This is a genomic window from Pseudomonas sp. DF5, assembly GCF_058148225.1.
On sequence record NZ_JBYVYM010000034.1, the window covers coordinates 22,937 to 38,478 of the forward strand.

Below are 15,542 nucleotides of genomic sequence, written 5' to 3' on the forward strand. Positions count from 1 at the left end.
GATGGGTCAGAAAGTACATCCCATTGGCATTCGCCTGGGAATCGTCAAGGAGCACACCTCCGTCTGGTACGCAGACGGTCGGACTTATGCGGACTACTTGTTCGCTGATCTGAAGGTGCGTGAGTATCTCCAAGACAAACTAAAAAGCGCGTCCGTAAGCCGTATCGATATCCATCGTCCGGCCCAAACTGCACGAATCACCATCCACACCGCTCGTCCAGGTATCGTTATCGGGAAGAAAGGTGAAGATGTTGAGAAACTGCGTCAGGACCTGACCAAGCAAATGGGTGTGCCTGTGCACATCAATATCGAAGAGATCCGCAAGCCGGAGCTCGACGGTATGCTGGTTGCGCAGAGCGTAGCTCAGCAGCTGGAGCGTCGCGTAATGTTCCGTCGCGCTATGAAGCGCGCTGTTCAGAACGCCATGCGCATTGGTGCCAAAGGCATCAAAATCCAAGTGAGCGGTCGTCTCGGCGGTGCTGAAATCGCACGTACTGAATGGTATCGCGAAGGTCGTGTGCCTCTGCACACCCTGCGTGCCGACATCGACTATGCCAACTACGAAGCTCACACCACTTATGGTGTGATCGGTGTAAAGGTTTGGATCTTCAAAGGCGAAGTAATTGGTGGTCGCCAAGAAGAACTGAAACCACAAGCACCAGCGCCTCGTAAAAAAGCTGCTAAGTAAGGGGTACGCCAAATGTTGCAACCAAAGCGTACGAAGTTCCGCAAGCAAATGACTGGTCACAACCGTGGCCTGGCATTGCGCGGTAGCAAAGTCAGCTTCGGCGAATATGCGCTGAAGTCTGTTGCTCGTGGTCGTCTCACCGCTCGTCAGATCGAGTCAGCGCGTCGTGCACTGACCCGTCACGTTAAACGTGGCGGCAAGATCTGGATCCGTGTATTCCCGGACAAGCCTATTTCCAAAAAACCACTCGAAGTTCGGATGGGTAAGGGTAAGGGTAACGTGGAGTACTGGGTTGCCCAGATTCAGCCAGGCAAAGTCCTGTATGAAATCGAGGGTGTTTCTGAAGAGCTGGCGCGTGAGGCTTTCGCCCTGGCTGCTGCAAAGCTGCCGCTCGCCACCTCCTTTGTTAAACGGACGGTGATGTGATGAAAGCGAATGAACTTCGTGAAAAATCCGCACAGCAGCTGAACGAGCAACTGCTCGGCCTGCTGCGCGACCAGTTCAATCTGCGTATGCAGAAAGCAACTGGCCAGTTGGGGCAGTCTCATCTGCTCTCGCAAGTTAAGCGTGACATTGCTCGCGTGAAGACTGTGCTCAACCAGCAGGCAGGTAAGTAATCATGGCTGAAGCCGAAAAAACTGTCCGTACGCTGACTGGCCGTGTTGTCAGCGACAAGATGGACAAAACCATCACCGTTCTGATCGAGCGTCGCGTTAAGCACCCGATCTACGGTAAATACGTTAAGCGTTCGACTAAGCTGCACGCGCACGACGAAACCAATCAGTGCCACATCGGCGACAAAGTCACTATTCGTGAAACTCGTCCTTTGGCCAAGACCAAGTCTTGGGCGCTGGTTGATGTTCTCGAACGCGCTGTGGAAGTCTAAGGACTAGGGGTCGGAGAAATTATATGATTCAGACTCAATCCATGCTCGATGTGGCCGATAACAGCGGCGCTCGCCGTGTTATGTGCATCAAGGTGCTGGGTGGCTCCCATCGTCGTTACGCTGGTATCGGTGACATCATCAAGGTTACCGTGAAGGAAGCAATTCCTCGCGGTAAGGTGAAAAAAGGCCAAGTGATGACTGCTGTTGTAGTCCGCACTCGTCACGGCGTTCGCCGTGCAGATGGCTCCATTATCCGCTTTGATGGCAACGCTGCTGTTCTTCTGAACAACAAGCAAGAGCCGATCGGCACCCGTATCTTTGGGCCAGTGACCCGTGAACTTCGTACTGAGAAGTTCATGAAGATCGTCTCGCTCGCCCCAGAAGTGCTGTAAGGAGATCCGACATGCAAAAGATTCGTCGTGACGACGAGATCATCGTGATCGCCGGCAAAGACAAAGGTAAGCGCGGTAAGGTGCTGAAGGTTCTTGCTGATGACCGTCTGGTCGTTGGTGGTCTGAACCTGGTCAAGCGTCATACCAAGCCTAACCCGATGTCGGGCGTACAGGGCGGTATCGTCGAGAAAGAAGCGCCACTGCACGCTTCCAACGTCGCCATCTTCAACGGCGAAACCAACAAGGCTGACCGCGTTGGTTTCAAAGTAGAAGACGGTAAGAAAATTCGTGTCTTCAAGTCGACCCAAAAAGCGGTTGATGCTTGAACACTGCTAGGTAGAAGACCATGGCACGACTAAAAGAGATTTACCGGAAGGAAATCGCACCGAAACTTAAGGAAGAACTTAAGCTTTCGAACGTGATGGAAGTTCCGCGCGTTACCAAAATCACCCTGAACATGGGTCTGGGCGAAGCGATCGGCGACAAAAAAGTCATCGAACACGCTGTTGCTGACCTGGAAAAGATCACCGGCCAGAAAGTCGTTGTGACCTACGCTCGGAAATCCATCGCTGGCTTTAAAGTCCGTGAAGGTTGGCCGATCGGCGTCAAAGTGACCCTGCGCCGTGAGCGTATGTACGAGTTCCTGGATCGTCTGCTGTCGATCTCCCTGCCTCGGGTTCGCGACTTCCGCGGCCTGAATGCCAAGTCCTTCGATGGTCGTGGTAACTACAGCATGGGTGTTAAAGAGCAGATCATCTTCCCGGAAATCGACTACGACAAGATCGATGCTCTCCGCGGTCTGGACATTACCCTGACCACCACTGCCAAGAACGATGATGAAGGTCGCGCCCTGTTGCGTGCTTTCAAATTCCCGTTCCGCAACTGATTGGAGTAGGAAAATGGCCAAGATGAGCATGAAAAACCGCGAGCTGAAGCGTCAGCTCACGGTTGCCAAGTACGCCAAAAAGCGTGCAGCACTGAAAGCTATCATCGTTGATCTGAACGCAAGTCCAGAAGCACGTTGGGAAGCTACAGTAGCTCTGCAGAAGCAGCCACGTGACGCAAGCGCTTCGCGCATGCGTAACCGCTGCCGCCTGACCGGTCGTCCACACGGCGTTTACCGCAAGTTCGGCCTTGGCCGTAACAAACTGCGTGAAGCTGCAATGCGTGGTGACGTACCTGGTCTGGTTAAAGCCAGCTGGTAAGCACTGTCAAAGTCTCGGTGTTCGGGGTCGCAAGATCCTGACCATCGGTGACCTTGAACTTGAATCAAGCCCCTTTTGGGGCTTGATTCATTTGTGGGGTGTGTCTAGAATACCCGGCTCGCCTGAGCCCGTGTTTTTTTACGCGGATGTACTCGGCGACACGTAGTAGCCGCAAGGCTAATTTTTTGTGTATTAGGAGCGTCTAGCCCATGAGTATGCAGGACCCGTTAGCGGACATGCTAACTCGAATCCGTAATGCCCAGATGGCTGAAAAGTCCGTCGTAAGCATGCCATCTTCTACTTTGAAGGTAGCTGTTGCCAAAGTCCTGAAGGACGAAGGTTACATTGCGGGTTATCAGATCAGCAGCGAAATCAAGCCACTGCTGTCCATCGAGCTGAAGTACTTCGAAGGCCGTCCGGTCATCGAGGAAGTGAAGCGCGTTAGCCGTCCAGGCCTGCGTCAGTACAAGTCCGTCGATGATCTGCCAAAAGTTCGTGGCGGTCTCGGTGTGTCTATCGTCTCCACCAACAAAGGTGTGATGACGGATCGTGCTGCGCGCGCTGCCGGTGTCGGCGGCGAAGTTCTTTGCACTGTGTTCTAAGGGGGGATAAGCATGTCACGCGTCGCTAAGAACCCCGTTAAGCTGCCAGCCGGTGTCGAAGTCAAATTCGCAGGCCAACAGCTTTCGGTGAAGGGTGCCAAGGGTACTCTCGAACTGAACATCCATTCGTCCGTTGAGATCGTTGAAGAAGCTGGTGAGCTGCGTTTCGCTGCTCGCAATGGCGATCAACAAACTCGCGCAATGGCTGGTACCACTCGTGCGTTGGTAAACAACATGGTCCAAGGCGTAAGCCAAGGCTTCGAGCGTAAGCTCCAGCTGGTCGGTGTTGGTTACAAAGCGCAAGCAAAAGGCACAGTGCTGAACCTGGCTCTTGGCTTCTCGCACCCAGTGGATTATGAACTGCCGGAAGGCATCACCGCTGAGACTCCTAGCCAGACCGATATCCTGATCAAGGGCATCGACAAGCAGCTGGTAGGTCAAGTGGCCGCCGAGATCCGCGACTTCCGTCCACCAGAGCCGTACAAAGGCAAAGGTGTGCGCTACGCGGACGAAGTCGTCCGTCGTAAAGAAGCCAAGAAGAAGTAGGGCATAGCAAATGACCGACAAAAAAGTTACTCGACTGCGTCGCGCTCGCAAAGCACGCCTGAAAATGCACGAACTCGAAGTCGTGCGTCTCTGCGTGTTCCGCTCGTCGCAGCACATCTACGCCCAGGTCATTTCGGCCGACGGCAACAAAGTCCTGGCAAGTGCCTCGACTTTGGATAAAGAACTGCGTGATGGTGCCACCGGCAACATCGACGCGGCCACTAAGGTTGGCCAGCTGGTCGCTACGCGTGCTAAAGCCGCTGGCGTCTCGCAGGTGGCTTTCGACCGCTCTGGCTTCAAGTACCACGGCCGCGTCAAGGCGCTGGCTGATGCTGCTCGTGAAGCTGGGCTGGAGTTCTAAGTTATGTCAAATAACGACCAAAAGCGCGACGAAGGCTACATCGAGAAGCTGGTTCAAGTTAACCGCGTAGCCAAAACCGTTAAAGGCGGCCGTATCTTCACTTTCACCGCGTTGACCGTGGTTGGTGATGGTAAAGGGCGCGTTGGCTTCGGCCGTGGCAAGTCGCGTGAAGTGCCTGCTGCGATCCAGAAGGCAATGGAAGCTGCTCGCCGCAACATGATCCAAGTTGATCTGAACGGCACCACTCTGCAGTACGCAATGAAGTCCGCTCACGGCGCTTCGAAGGTGTACATGCAGCCTGCTTCTGAAGGTACCGGTATCATCGCTGGTGGCGCTATGCGTGCTGTCCTCGAAGTTGCTGGCGTTCAGAACGTTCTGGCCAAGTGCTACGGCTCGACTAACCCGGTAAACGTGGTTCACGCCACTTTCAAAGGTTTGAAAGCAATGCAGTCTCCTGAATCCATTGCCGCCAAGCGTGGCAAAAGCGTCAAGGAGATCTTCTGATCATGGCTACCGTTAAAGTTACGCTGATCAAAAGCATGACCGGCCGCATCCCTAACCACAAACTGTGCGTTAAGGGTCTGGGTCTGCGTCGCATCGGTCACACTGTAGAAGTCCAGGATACTCCCGAGAATCGCGGGATGATCAACAAGGCTTACTACATGCTGCGTGTCGAGGGTTAATCGATGAAACTCAATGATCTGAGTCCAGCGCCGGGTTCCCGTCGCGAAAAGCATCGTCCGGGCCGTGGTATCGGTAGCGGTTTGGGTAAGACTGGTGGCCGTGGCCACAAAGGTCAAACCTCCCGCTCCGGTGGCACCATTGCTCCAGGCTTTGAAGGCGGTCAACAGCCGCTGCATCGTCGCCTGCCGAAGTTTGGTTTCGTTTCCCTGAAAGCCATGGACCGCGCAGAAGTGCGTCTGTCCGAGCTGGCTAAAGTGGAAGGCGACATCGTCACCGTGCAGTCCCTGAAAGATGCCAACGTGATCAACGTCAACGTTCAGCGTGTGAAAATCATGCTGTCCGGCGAAGTTACTCGCGCTGTCACCATCGGAAAGGGAATCGGCGCCACCAAAGGTGCGCGTGCGGCTATCGAAGCAGCTGGCGGCAAGTTCGAGGAATAAATGGCTAAGCAAGGTGCTCTCTCTGCGCTCGGCAAAGGCGGTATGTCTGAACTCTGGGCTCGTCTGCGTTTTCTGTTCCTGGCGATTATCGTCTACCGAATAGGCGCACACATCCCGGTTCCAGGTATCAACCCGGACCGACTCGCGGACCTGTTTCGACAGAATGAGGGGACCATTCTTAGCTTGTTCAACATGTTTTCCGGCGGCGCGCTGGAACGGATGAGCATCTTTGCGCTGGGGATCATGCCGTACATTTCGGCATCGATCATCATGCAACTGATGACCGCCGTCAGCCCGCAGCTGGAACAGTTGAAGAAGGAAGGTGAAGCTGGCCGTCGCAAGATCAGCCAGTACACCCGCTACGGCACTGTCGTCCTCGCTCTCGTCCAGGCTATTGGCATGTCCATTGGTCTGGCGGGGCAGGGCGTTGCGTTCACTGGTGACTTTGGCTTCCATTTCGTCGCGGTATCCACTTTTGTGGCTGGTGCGATGTTCATGATGTGGCTGGGTGAGCAGATTACTGAGCGTGGTGTTGGCAACGGTATCTCGATGTTGATTTTTTCGGGTATCGTCGCCGGTCTTCCGAGAGCGATCGGGCAGTCTTTCGAGTCTGCACGTCAGGGTGATATCAACATCTTCGCCCTGGTTGCCATCGGTTTGCTGGCAGTAGCGATTATCGGTTTCGTGGTGTTCATTGAGCGTGGCCAGCGTCGTATTGCTGTTCACTACGCCAAGCGTCAGCAGGGCCGTAAGGTCTTCGCTGCGCAGACCAGCCACTTGCCGCTGAAGGTGAACATGGCCGGCGTTATTCCGGCTATTTTCGCGAGCAGCATTTTGCTGTTCCCGGCTTCGTTGGGTGCCTGGTTCGGTCAGTCTGAAGGTATGGGCTGGTTGCAGGACATCTCGCAGTCGATCGCTCCTGGTCAGCCGTTGAATATTCTGCTGTTTAGTGCAGGGATTATTTTCTTCTGCTTCTTCTATACGGCGTTGATGTTCAATCCGAAAGACGTAGCGGAAAACCTGAAGAAGTCCGGTGCCTTTATTCCGGGCATCCGTCCAGGTGAGCAGTCTGCGCGCTACATTGATGGCGTTCTGACTCGCTTGACCATGTTCGGTGCTCTTTACATGACGGCCGTCTGCCTGTTGCCCCAGTTCCTGGTGGTTGCAGCAAACGTACCGTTCTACCTTGGCGGGACCTCGTTGCTGATCGTGGTCGTGGTTGTGATGGACTTCATGTCCCAAGTACAATCGCACCTCGTTTCGCACCAGTACGAATCCCTGATGAAGAAAGCCAACCTGAAGGGTTACGGCAGCGGCATGTTGCGCTGAGTACCCATAAGGTTCGAGGAGTTGGTGATGAAAGTTCGTGCATCGGTGAAAAAGCTGTGCCGTAACTGCAAGATTATTCGCCGCGAAGGTGTTGTTCGAGTAATTTGCAGCGCGGAACCGCGTCACAAACAGCGCCAAGGCTGAGTGTGATTGTGCTTCAAGCCCGGCAGCTAGTGCGCTGCCGGGTTGATTATTTGTTATTACAGCGATATTATCTCGCGCCCTATTTCTTGGCTTCCGGGGCGTAGGTAGCTGTCAATTGGAGTCCCACTGAATGGCCCGTATTGCAGGCGTTAACATTCCAGATAACAAGCATACTGTTATCTCGCTGACCTACATCTATGGTGTTGGTCGCACTACTGCACAGAAAATTTGTGCAGTGACTGGGGTAAACCCAGCGGCAAAGATCAAAGATCTGAGCGACGAGCAGATTGAACAGCTGCGTGGCGAAGTGGCGAAGTTCACCACTGAAGGTGACCTGCGTCGCGAAATCAACATGAAAATCAAGCGTTTGATGGACCTCGGTTGCTATCGCGGTCTGCGTCATCGTCGTGGTCTGCCAGTACGCGGTCAGCGTACCAAGACCAACGCGCGTACCCGTAAAGGTCCGCGTAAGCCGATCCGCAAGTAATCGCCCCAGCGAATCGACAGGAAATTAATCATGGCAAAACCTGCTGCTCGTCCTCGTAAAAAAGTTAAAAAGACAGTGGTTGATGGCATCGCCCACATCCATGCTTCTTTTAACAACACCATCGTGACCATTACCGACCGTCAAGGTAACGCTCTTTCCTGGGCTACCTCCGGTGGTTCGGGTTTCCGCGGTTCCCGCAAGTCCACCCCGTTCGCTGCTCAAGTAGCTGCTGAGCGTGCTGGTCAAGCTGCGCTGGAATACGGCCTGAAAAACCTCGACGTTAACGTCAAAGGTCCAGGTCCAGGTCGTGAATCCGCAGTCCGCGCTTTGAACGGCTGTGGCTACAAGATCGCCAGCATCACCGACGTGACGCCAATCCCGCACAACGGGTGCCGTCCGCCGAAGAAGCGCCGCGTGTAATCCAGGAGATTGTAAAGAATGGCTCGTTACATTGGTCCAAAATGCAAACTCGCTCGTCGCGAAGGCACCGATCTCTTTCTGAAGAGCGGCGTGCGCGCGATCGAATCGAAGTGCAACATCGAAGCAGCACCTGGTATCCACGGCCAACGCCGCGGTCGCCAGTCCGATTACGGCACCCAACTGCGTGAAAAGCAGAAGGTCCGTCGTATCTACGGCGTTCTCGAGCGTCAATTCAGCGGTTACTACAAAGAAGCTGCTGGCAAGAAAGGCGCAACTGGCGAAAACCTGTTGCAACTGCTCGAATGCCGTCTGGACAACGTTGTATACCGTATGGGTTTTGGCTCTACTCGTGCCGAATCCCGTCAGCTGGTATCGCACAAGTCGATCAGCGTTAACGGTCAGACCGTAAACGTTCCGTCTTACCAGGTTCGTGCTGGTGACGTGGTTGCAGTTCGCGAGAAAGCAAAGAACCAACTTCGCATTGTCCAAGCTCTCGATCTGTGTGCCCAACGTGGCCGCGTAGAATGGGTAGAAGTAGACACTGAGAAGAAGTCGGGCGTTTTCAAGAACGTTCCAGCTCGCAGTGATCTGTCCGCCGACATCAACGAAAGCCTGATTGTCGAGCTCTACTCCAAGTAAGGGCTAGAAAATAGGTGCATCCATGCAGATTTCGGTAAATGAGTTCCTGACACCCCGCCATATTGATGTGCAGGTTGTCAGTCCAACCCGCGCCAAGATCACACTCGAGCCTCTCGAGCGTGGTTTTGGCCACACCCTGGGCAACGCGCTGCGCCGCATCCTGTTGTCCTCAATGCCCGGCTGTGCAGTAGTCGAGGCCGAGATTGACGGTGTGCTCCACGAGTACAGCGCCATCGAAGGTGTACAGGAAGACGTAATTGAAATCCTGTTGAACCTTAAAGGTCTGGCTATCAAGCTGCACGGTCGAGACGAAGTTACGCTGACCTTGTCGAAGAAGGGTTCGGGGGTGGTTACCGCTGCCGATATTCAGCTGGATCATGATGTCGAGATCGTTAACCCCGATCACGTAATCGCTAACCTGGCGTCTAACGGCGCCCTGAACATGAAGCTCACCGTAGCTCGTGGTCGTGGTTATGAACCGGCAGACTCGCGTCAGAGCGATGAAGACGAAAGCCGCAGCATCGGTCGCTTGCAGCTTGACTCTTCGTTCAGCCCGGTTCGCCGTATCGCATACGTGGTGGAAAACGCCCGTGTCGAACAGCGTACTAACCTGGACAAGCTGGTTATTGATCTGGAAACCAACGGTACCCTGGATCCTGAAGAGGCTATCCGCCGTGCTGCAACCATTCTGCAACAGCAGTTGGCTGCGTTCGTCGACCTCAAAGGTGACAGTGAACCAGTGGTTGTCGAGCAGGAAGACGAGATCGATCCGATCCTGCTTCGCCCGGTTGACGATCTGGAACTGACTGTACGTTCGGCTAACTGCCTTAAGGCGGAAAACATCTACTACATCGGCGACCTGATTCAGCGTACCGAAGTAGAGCTGTTGAAGACTCCGAACCTTGGCAAGAAATCCTTGACTGAAATCAAGGACGTTCTGGCCTCCCGCGGTCTGTCCCTCGGCATGCGCCTCGACAACTGGCCGCCTGCAAGTCTTAAGAAGGACGACAAGGCGACTGCCTGATCGTCGTAATCACCGAACGTTGTGTTTGGTAAGGAATGAACCATGCGTCATCGTAAAAGTGGTCGTCACCTGAGCCGCACCAGCTCGCACCGCAAGGCCATGTTTCAAAACATGGCGGTGTCGCTGTTCGAGCACGAGCTGATCAAAACTACACTGCCAAAAGCCAAAGAACTGCGCCGCGTTGCTGAGCCGCTGATCACTTTGGCCAAGACAGACAGCCTGGCTAACCGCCGTCTGGCTTTCGACCGTACTCGTTCGAAAGCTATCGTTGGTAAGCTCTTCAACGACCTGGGCAAGCGTTACGCTACCCGTGAGGGTGGCTACCTGCGCATCCTCAAGTGCGGTTTCCGCGCTGGCGACAACGCGCCTATGGCGTACGTCGAGTTGGTTGATCGTGCTGTCGGCGGTGAAGCTGTATCCGCTGAGTAAGACGTCAGTCTGAAACAAAGAACCGGGCCTAGTGCCCGGTTTTTTGTGCCTGTTAGAAATGCGCTCTGCGTACAAGCTTCAAACCCTTCCCTATAGGCACTATATGCTTGGGTTGATCATTAGTAATTTTCTATTGGTGTCTGCAAATTAATGAATTTGTGACTGTCATGTTGATGATCAATACTTCCCACCAAGCCGATTTAGCCGGCAGTTCAAGACTGACAGAGGAAGAGATCGCATGAGCCAAAACAAAACACTTACGACCGCCAGTGGCGCTCCTGTCGCCGACAACCAGAATTCCCGCTCCGCCGGCCCTCGTGGCCCTCTGCTGCTCGACGATTTCCACCTGATCGAGAAGCTTGCCCACTTCAACCGTGAAAACATCCCGGAGCGTCGCGTACACGCCAAAGGCTCGGGTGCTTACGGTACGTTCACTGTGACTCGCGATATCACTCAATACACCAGCGCCAAGCTGTTTGAGTCTGTCGGCAAACAAACCCCGACCTTCCTGCGATTCTCCACTGTGGGTGGCGAGCGCGGTTCGGCTGACACCGAGCGTGATCCACGCGGTTTTGCCCTGAAGTTCTACACCGAGGAAGGCAACTGGGACATTGTCGGTAACAACACGCCGGTGTTCTTCATCCGTGATCCGCTGAAATTCCCTGACTTTATCCACACCCAGAAGCGTCTGCCGCAAAGCAATCTGAAAAGCGCGCAGATGATGTGGGATTTCTGGTCGCATTCGCCTGAGGCGTTGCACCAGATCACTATCCTGTTCTCTGACCGCGGCATCCCTGACGGTTATCGCCACATGCATGGTTTTGGCAGTCACACCTACAGCCTGATCAACGCCAATGGCGAGCGTCACTGGGTGAAGTGGCACTACAAAACCAAACAAGGGATCAAGAATCTCGCTCCGGCAGAAGCGGCACGACTGGCCGGTACCGATCCGGATTACGCACAACGTGACCTGTTCGGCGCCATTGAGCGCGGTGACTTCCCGAAATGGAGTGTCAACATTCAGATCATGACCGAGGCCCAGGCTGCGGCTCACTACGAGAACCCGTTCGACGTGACCAAGACCTGGTCGCAGAAAGAGTTCCCGTTGATCGAAGTAGGCGAGCTTGAGCTCAACCGCAATCCGCTGAACTACTTCGCTGAAGTCGAGCAGGCCGCGTTCGGTCCGAGCAACATGGTTCCAGGCGTCGGCCTGTCACCTGACCGCATGCTGCAGGGGCGTGTGTTCGCTTACGCGGATGCTCACCGCTATCGTGTGGGCACCAATCATCAGCAGCTGCCAGTGAATGCACCTCGCAGTCCGGTCAACACTTACCAGCGTGATGGTTCGATGGCGTTTGGCAGTAATGGCGGTGCGGCACCGAACTACGAGCCGAACAGCTACGTTGAATCACCGAAACAGGCACCGCACTACGCGGAACCTGCCTTGGCATTGAGCGGCGCGGCTGATCGCTACGATCATCGCGAGGATACCGACTACTACAGCCACGCCGGTGCGCTGTTCCGTCTGATGAACGATGAGCAGAAAGCTCTGCTGATCAACAACATTGCCGGTGCGATGTCTGGGGTTTCCGGCGACGTGGTTGATCGTCAACTGCAACATTTCTTCAAGGCCGATACGGCTTATGGAGAAGGCATCGCGAAGGCGTTGGGCGTACAGCTTAACGAAGTCTAAACGAGAAGCAGAACCGCCCTCATTAGGGCGGTTTTTGCGTTATTTGAACCCATTTTCTCAGAGTATCTTCGCTTTTATTGCGGAAGGCGAGTGACCTTCAGGTCAGGTTGGTTCAAACTACAGCCTTTCAAGCAGGGAGATGTAGGGCGATGCAAGGTCACCCAGACGTAATCGATTACCTCAACACGTTGCTGACAGGCGAACTGGCGGCGCGTGATCAATATTTCATCCATTCGCGGATGTACGAGGACTGGGGGTTCACCGAGCTCTACGAGCGTATCAACCACGAGATGGAAGAAGAGGCGCAACATGCTGACGCCCTGATGCGTCGGATCCTGATGCTCGAAGGTACGCCGCGCATGCGTCCAGACGATCTCGATGTTGGCACCACTGTGCCTGACATGCTCGCCGCTGACCTGCGTCTGGAATATAAAGTTCGTGCAGCTCTGTGCAAAGGCATCGAGCTTTGCGAGTTGCACAAGGACTATGTCACCCGCGAGATCCTGCGCATTCAGCTGAACGACACCGAGGAAGATCACACCTATTGGCTGGAGAAACAGCTGGGTTTGATCAAGTTGATCGGTCTGGAGAATTACCTGCAATCGCAGTTCTGATTTTTAGACCGGCGACGCACAAAAATGCCCCTGTCACCGACAAAGTGACAGGGGCTTTTTCATGGCCCCAATTCAGGCCTTGTCGCGAGCCAGCAGTGGCTTGAGATAGTAGCCGGTATGCGATTGCTTCATCTCGGACACGTCTTCCGGTGTGCCGACGGCAATGATCTGGCCGCCCTTGGAGCCGCCTTCCGGCCCCAGGTCCACCAACCAGTCGGCGGTCTTGATCACATCCAGGTTGTGTTCGATCACCACCACGGTATTGCCGTGATCGCGCAAGCGATGCAGAACATCGAGCAGTTGTTGGATATCAGCGAAGTGCAAGCCGGTAGTCGGCTCATCGAGGATATACAGGGTTTTGCCGGTATCGCGCTTGGACAACTCGCGGGACAGTTTCACCCGCTGGGCCTCACCGCCCGACAGCGTCGTCGCCGATTGTCCCAGCTTGATGTACGAAAGGCCTACGTCCATCAGCGTCTGAAGCTTACGGGCCAAGGCCGGAACCGCGTCGAAGAACACCCGGGCTTCCTCGATGGTCATTTCGAGGGTTTCGTGGATGCTCTTGCCCTTGTATTTGATCTCAAGGGTTTCGCGGTTGTAGCGCTTGCTCTTGCAGACGTCGCACGGGACATAGATGTCCGGCAGGAAGTGCATCTCCACCTTGATCAGGCCATCGCCCTGGCAAGCTTCACAGCGCCCGCCCTTCACGTTGAAGGAGAAACGCCCCGGCCCGTAACCGCGGGAGCGAGATTCCGGTACGCCAGCGAATAACTCGCGAATCGGCGTGAACAAGCCGGTGTAGGTCGCCGGGTTGGAGCGCGGTGTGCGACCGATCGGGCTCTGATCGATGTCGACGACTTTATCCAGGTGCTCAAGGCCCTTGATGCTGTCGTGAGCCGCCGCTTCCAGGGTCGTTGCCCCGTTGAGTGCGGTAGCGCTCAAGGGAAACAACGTGTTGTTGATCAGCGTCGATTTGCCCGAGCCGGACACGCCGGTCACGCAAGTCAGCAGGCCGATTGGAATCTCCAGGTCGACATTGCGCAGATTGTTGCCGCGAGCACCCTTGAGGGACAGCGACAGCTTCTTGTTACGGGGTGTGCGTTTGGCTGGAACGGCGATCTTCACTCGGCCCGACAAATACTTGCCAGTCAGAGAGTCAGGGTGAGCCATGACTTCGTCCGGCGTACCTTCGGCAACGATATGTCCACCGTGCACACCCGCGCCCGGGCCGATATCCACTACATAGTCGGCCAGACGAATCGCGTCTTCGTCGTGCTCGACCACGATTACCGTGTTGCCGATATCCCGCAGATGCTTGAGGGTGCCCAGCAACCGGTCGTTGTCCCGCTGGTGCAGGCCAATTGACGGTTCATCGAGGATGTACAGAACCCCCACCAGGCCGGCGCCAATCTGACTGGCCAGGCGGATACGCTGGGCCTCACCGCCGGACAGCGTGTCGGCACTGCGATCCAGTGACAGATAGTCCAGGCCTACGTTGACCAGAAACTGCAGGCGTTCGCGGATTTCCTTGAGGATCTTGTCGGCAATTTCGCCACGGCGGCCGGTCAGCTTCAGCACGCCGAAGTATTCGCAGGCATCGCCGATCGGCAAGTTGGTCACCGCCGGCAAGGTCTTCTCGCCAACCCAAACGTGTCGCGCCTCGCGACGCAGACGAGTGCCACGGCAATCCGGGCAAGGCTGGGTGCTGAGGAACTTGGCCAGTTCTTCACGGACCGAAGCCGATTCGGTTTCTCGGTAGCGACGTTCCAGGTTCGGCACGATGCCTTCGAACGGGTGCGAGCGTTTGACGATATCGCCGCGGTCGTTCAGGTACTTGAAGTCGACATTCTGCGAGCCGCTACCATGCAGGATGAATTTCTGCTGATCGGCCGGCAGTTCGTTGAACGGCACTTCGAGGCTGAACTTGTAGTGGGCGGCCAGCGAGCCAAGCATCTGGAAGTAATAGACGTTGCGCCGGTCCCAGCCGCGGATCGCGCCTTCCGCCAGGGTCAGTTCACCGTTCACCAATCGTTTGGTGTCGAAGAACTGCTTAACCCCCAGGCCATCGCAGGTCGGGCAGGCGCCGGCTGGGTTGTTGAAGGAAAACAGCTTGGGTTCCAGCTCGCTGATGGCGTGGCCGCAGATCGGACAGGCAAAGCGTGCGGAGAAGATGATTTCTTCGCCGGGCTCGTCGTCCATTGGCGCCACCAGAGCGATGCCGTCCGCCAGTTTCAGCGCGGTCTCGAACGATTCGGCCAGGCGCTGTTGCAGATCGGCGCGGACCTTGAAGCGGTCGACCACGACGTCGATCGAGTGCTTCTTCTGTTTATCCAGCTTCGGCAACTCGTCCAGCTCACAGAGTTTGCCGTTCACCCGGGCGCGCACAAAGCCCTGGGCCCGCAGTTCTTCGAAGACCGAGAGGTGTTCGCCCTTGCGCTCGCGGATTACCGGAGCCAACAGCATCAGTTTGCTGCCTTCCGGTTGCGCCAGCACCAGATCGACCATCTGGCTGACGGTCTGGGCTTCCAGCGGAATGTCGTGGTCCGGGCAGCGCGGAATACCGACGCGAGCGTAGAGCAGGCGCAGGTAATCGTAGATTTCGGTAATGGTGCCAACCGTCGAGCGCGGGTTGTGCGAGGTCGATTTCTGTTCGATGGAGATCGCTGGCGACAGACCTTCGATGGTGTCGACGTCAGGTTTTTCCATCATCGACAGGAATTGCCGGGCGTAGGCCGACAGCGATTCGACATAGCGGCGCTGGCCTTCGGCGTACAGCGTGTCGAAGGCCAGGGACGACTTGCCGGATCCGGACAGGCCGGTGATGACGATCAGTTTGTCCCGTGGCAGGGTCAGGTCGATGTTCTTCAGGTTGTGGGTTCGGGCCCCACGAATCAGGATCTTGTCCAAAGTGGCCTCGCTCGGCGGGCGTCGAAAACGTAGGAGTATACGGCCAAATACT

The 15,542-nt window shown here is 55.6% G+C and carries 24 protein-coding genes; 23 read left to right on the forward strand and 1 reads right to left on the reverse strand.

The annotated features are described in order from the left end of the window. Nucleotide 1 precedes the first annotated feature (1 nt). From rpsC to bfr, 23 genes are all read left to right on the forward strand, one after another. The gene (rpsC, locus tag AC30D7_RS25415) at nt 2-688 is read left to right on the forward strand and encodes a 30S ribosomal protein S3 (protein ID WP_003176422.1); all 687 of its coding nucleotides are present in this window, start codon (nt 2-4) and stop codon (nt 686-688) included. A gap of 12 nt (nt 689-700) precedes the next feature. Next, the gene (rplP, locus tag AC30D7_RS25420) at nt 701-1,114 is read left to right on the forward strand and encodes a 50S ribosomal protein L16 (protein WP_019409905.1); all 414 of its coding nucleotides are present in this window, start codon (nt 701-703) and stop codon (nt 1,112-1,114) included. Further along, a complete protein-coding gene (rpmC, locus tag AC30D7_RS25425; RefSeq protein ID WP_002555481.1) occupies nt 1,114-1,305 on the forward strand; it encodes a 50S ribosomal protein L29 in 192 nt (63 codons plus the stop codon). The genes rplP and rpmC overlap by 1 nt, the downstream gene beginning before the upstream one ends. 2 nt (nt 1,306-1,307) lie before the next feature. Continuing rightward, nucleotides 1,308-1,574, forward strand: coding sequence for a 30S ribosomal protein S17 (gene rpsQ, locus AC30D7_RS25430; RefSeq protein WP_003176419.1), 267 nt, complete (start codon nt 1,308-1,310; stop codon nt 1,572-1,574). Nucleotides 1,575-1,597: 23 nt separating this feature from the next. After that, complete coding sequence (gene rplN, locus AC30D7_RS25435) at nt 1,598-1,966, forward strand: 50S ribosomal protein L14 (RefSeq protein ID WP_002555479.1); 369 nt, start codon at nt 1,598-1,600, stop codon at nt 1,964-1,966. Between the two features lie 11 nt (nt 1,967-1,977). Further along, nucleotides 1,978-2,292 (forward strand): 50S ribosomal protein L24, encoded by a 315-nt coding sequence (rplX, locus tag AC30D7_RS25440; RefSeq protein ID WP_007896770.1) that lies wholly within the window; start codon nt 1,978-1,980, stop codon nt 2,290-2,292. Nucleotides 2,293-2,312: 20 nt separating this feature from the next. Further along, a complete protein-coding gene (gene rplE / locus AC30D7_RS25445; RefSeq protein ID WP_003210069.1) occupies nt 2,313-2,852 on the forward strand; it encodes a 50S ribosomal protein L5 in 540 nt (179 codons plus the stop codon). Nucleotides 2,853-2,865: 13 nt separating this feature from the next. Then, entirely contained in the window at nt 2,866-3,171 is a 306-nt protein-coding gene (rpsN, locus tag AC30D7_RS25450; protein WP_003176414.1) for a 30S ribosomal protein S14, read from the forward strand. A gap of 209 nt (nt 3,172-3,380) precedes the next feature. Continuing rightward, nucleotides 3,381-3,773, forward strand: coding sequence for a 30S ribosomal protein S8 (gene rpsH / locus AC30D7_RS25455; RefSeq protein ID WP_003186040.1), 393 nt, complete (start codon nt 3,381-3,383; stop codon nt 3,771-3,773). 12 nt (nt 3,774-3,785) lie between these two features. Next, complete coding sequence (rplF, locus tag AC30D7_RS25460; protein ID WP_003176412.1) at nt 3,786-4,319, forward strand: 50S ribosomal protein L6; 534 nt, start codon at nt 3,786-3,788, stop codon at nt 4,317-4,319. Between the two features lie 10 nt (nt 4,320-4,329). After that, nucleotides 4,330-4,680, forward strand: coding sequence for a 50S ribosomal protein L18 (rplR, locus tag AC30D7_RS25465; RefSeq protein ID WP_003186037.1), 351 nt, complete (start codon nt 4,330-4,332; stop codon nt 4,678-4,680). A 3-nt stretch (nt 4,681-4,683) separates the two neighbouring features. Continuing rightward, on the forward strand, nt 4,684-5,184 hold the full coding sequence (gene rpsE, locus AC30D7_RS25470) for a 30S ribosomal protein S5 (RefSeq protein WP_003186035.1): 501 nt from the start codon (nt 4,684-4,686) through the stop codon (nt 5,182-5,184). A gap of 2 nt (nt 5,185-5,186) precedes the next feature. Next, the gene (gene rpmD / locus AC30D7_RS25475) at nt 5,187-5,363 is read left to right on the forward strand and encodes a 50S ribosomal protein L30 (protein ID WP_003176408.1); all 177 of its coding nucleotides are present in this window, start codon (nt 5,187-5,189) and stop codon (nt 5,361-5,363) included. Nucleotides 5,364-5,366: 3 nt separating this feature from the next. Continuing rightward, entirely contained in the window at nt 5,367-5,804 is a 438-nt protein-coding gene (rplO, locus tag AC30D7_RS25480; protein WP_003228720.1) for a 50S ribosomal protein L15, read from the forward strand. Further along, on the forward strand, nt 5,805-7,133 hold the full coding sequence (gene secY, locus AC30D7_RS25485) for a preprotein translocase subunit SecY (protein WP_003228718.1): 1,329 nt from the start codon (nt 5,805-5,807) through the stop codon (nt 7,131-7,133). Nucleotides 7,134-7,160: 27 nt separating this feature from the next. Then, complete coding sequence (gene rpmJ, locus AC30D7_RS25490; RefSeq protein ID WP_002555468.1) at nt 7,161-7,277, forward strand: 50S ribosomal protein L36; 117 nt, start codon at nt 7,161-7,163, stop codon at nt 7,275-7,277. Nucleotides 7,278-7,407: 130 nt separating this feature from the next. Further along, nucleotides 7,408-7,764, forward strand: coding sequence for a 30S ribosomal protein S13 (rpsM, locus tag AC30D7_RS25495; protein WP_003186020.1), 357 nt, complete (start codon nt 7,408-7,410; stop codon nt 7,762-7,764). Between the two features lie 30 nt (nt 7,765-7,794). Continuing rightward, the gene (rpsK, locus tag AC30D7_RS25500) at nt 7,795-8,184 is read left to right on the forward strand and encodes a 30S ribosomal protein S11 (RefSeq protein ID WP_002555466.1); all 390 of its coding nucleotides are present in this window, start codon (nt 7,795-7,797) and stop codon (nt 8,182-8,184) included. 18 nt (nt 8,185-8,202) lie between these two features. After that, nucleotides 8,203-8,823: a 30S ribosomal protein S4 gene (rpsD, locus tag AC30D7_RS25505; protein ID WP_003176404.1), complete on the forward strand. Its 621-nt coding sequence runs from the start codon at nt 8,203-8,205 to the stop codon at nt 8,821-8,823. Between the two features lie 22 nt (nt 8,824-8,845). Beyond that, a complete protein-coding gene (locus AC30D7_RS25510) occupies nt 8,846-9,847 on the forward strand; it encodes a DNA-directed RNA polymerase subunit alpha (protein WP_003186012.1) in 1,002 nt (333 codons plus the stop codon). 42 nt (nt 9,848-9,889) lie between these two features. Beyond that, nucleotides 9,890-10,276, forward strand: coding sequence for a 50S ribosomal protein L17 (gene rplQ, locus AC30D7_RS25515; RefSeq protein ID WP_007924175.1), 387 nt, complete (start codon nt 9,890-9,892; stop codon nt 10,274-10,276). A 238-nt stretch (nt 10,277-10,514) separates the two neighbouring features. Next, the gene (locus AC30D7_RS25520; protein ID WP_490135914.1) at nt 10,515-11,969 is read left to right on the forward strand and encodes a catalase; all 1,455 of its coding nucleotides are present in this window, start codon (nt 10,515-10,517) and stop codon (nt 11,967-11,969) included. Nucleotides 11,970-12,118: 149 nt separating this feature from the next. Next, on the forward strand, nt 12,119-12,583 hold the full coding sequence (gene bfr, locus AC30D7_RS25525) for a bacterioferritin (protein WP_019581411.1): 465 nt from the start codon (nt 12,119-12,121) through the stop codon (nt 12,581-12,583). A 72-nt stretch (nt 12,584-12,655) separates the two neighbouring features. On the opposite strand, the gene uvrA is transcribed toward bfr, so the two are convergent. Beyond that, complete coding sequence (gene uvrA / locus AC30D7_RS25530; protein WP_018925658.1) at nt 12,656-15,490, reverse strand: excinuclease ABC subunit UvrA; 2,835 nt, start codon at nt 15,488-15,490, stop codon at nt 12,656-12,658. Nucleotides 15,491-15,542: the final 52 nt, after the last annotated feature.

Bases quoted from the DNA above. Each gene is read 5' to 3' on its own strand.
- rpsC (WP_003176422.1), top strand. From the start codon at position 2: ATGGGTCAGAAAGTACATCCCATTGGCATTCGCCTGGGAATCGTCAAG.
- rplP (WP_019409905.1), top strand. From the start codon at position 701: ATGTTGCAACCAAAGCGTACGAAGTTCCGCAAGCAAATGACTGGTCAC.
- rpmC (WP_002555481.1), top strand. From the start codon at position 1,114: ATGAAAGCGAATGAACTTCGTGAAAAATCCGCACAGCAGCTGAACGAG.
- rpsQ (WP_003176419.1), top strand. From the start codon at position 1,308: ATGGCTGAAGCCGAAAAAACTGTCCGTACGCTGACTGGCCGTGTTGTC.
- rplN (WP_002555479.1), top strand. From the start codon at position 1,598: ATGATTCAGACTCAATCCATGCTCGATGTGGCCGATAACAGCGGCGCT.
- rplX (WP_007896770.1), top strand. From the start codon at position 1,978: ATGCAAAAGATTCGTCGTGACGACGAGATCATCGTGATCGCCGGCAAA.
- rplE (WP_003210069.1), top strand. From the start codon at position 2,313: ATGGCACGACTAAAAGAGATTTACCGGAAGGAAATCGCACCGAAACTT.
- rpsN (WP_003176414.1), top strand. From the start codon at position 2,866: ATGGCCAAGATGAGCATGAAAAACCGCGAGCTGAAGCGTCAGCTCACG.
- rpsH (WP_003186040.1), top strand. From the start codon at position 3,381: ATGAGTATGCAGGACCCGTTAGCGGACATGCTAACTCGAATCCGTAAT.
- rplF (WP_003176412.1), top strand. From the start codon at position 3,786: ATGTCACGCGTCGCTAAGAACCCCGTTAAGCTGCCAGCCGGTGTCGAA.
- rplR (WP_003186037.1), top strand. From the start codon at position 4,330: ATGACCGACAAAAAAGTTACTCGACTGCGTCGCGCTCGCAAAGCACGC.
- rpsE (WP_003186035.1), top strand. From the start codon at position 4,684: ATGTCAAATAACGACCAAAAGCGCGACGAAGGCTACATCGAGAAGCTG.
- rpmD (WP_003176408.1), top strand. From the start codon at position 5,187: ATGGCTACCGTTAAAGTTACGCTGATCAAAAGCATGACCGGCCGCATC.
- rplO (WP_003228720.1), top strand. From the start codon at position 5,367: ATGAAACTCAATGATCTGAGTCCAGCGCCGGGTTCCCGTCGCGAAAAG.
- secY (WP_003228718.1), top strand. From the start codon at position 5,805: ATGGCTAAGCAAGGTGCTCTCTCTGCGCTCGGCAAAGGCGGTATGTCT.
- rpmJ (WP_002555468.1), top strand. From the start codon at position 7,161: ATGAAAGTTCGTGCATCGGTGAAAAAGCTGTGCCGTAACTGCAAGATT.
- rpsM (WP_003186020.1), top strand. From the start codon at position 7,408: ATGGCCCGTATTGCAGGCGTTAACATTCCAGATAACAAGCATACTGTT.
- rpsK (WP_002555466.1), top strand. From the start codon at position 7,795: ATGGCAAAACCTGCTGCTCGTCCTCGTAAAAAAGTTAAAAAGACAGTG.
- rpsD (WP_003176404.1), top strand. From the start codon at position 8,203: ATGGCTCGTTACATTGGTCCAAAATGCAAACTCGCTCGTCGCGAAGGC.
- AC30D7_RS25510 (WP_003186012.1), top strand. From the start codon at position 8,846: ATGCAGATTTCGGTAAATGAGTTCCTGACACCCCGCCATATTGATGTG.
- rplQ (WP_007924175.1), top strand. From the start codon at position 9,890: ATGCGTCATCGTAAAAGTGGTCGTCACCTGAGCCGCACCAGCTCGCAC.
- AC30D7_RS25520 (WP_490135914.1), top strand. From the start codon at position 10,515: ATGAGCCAAAACAAAACACTTACGACCGCCAGTGGCGCTCCTGTCGCC.
- bfr (WP_019581411.1), top strand. From the start codon at position 12,119: ATGCAAGGTCACCCAGACGTAATCGATTACCTCAACACGTTGCTGACA.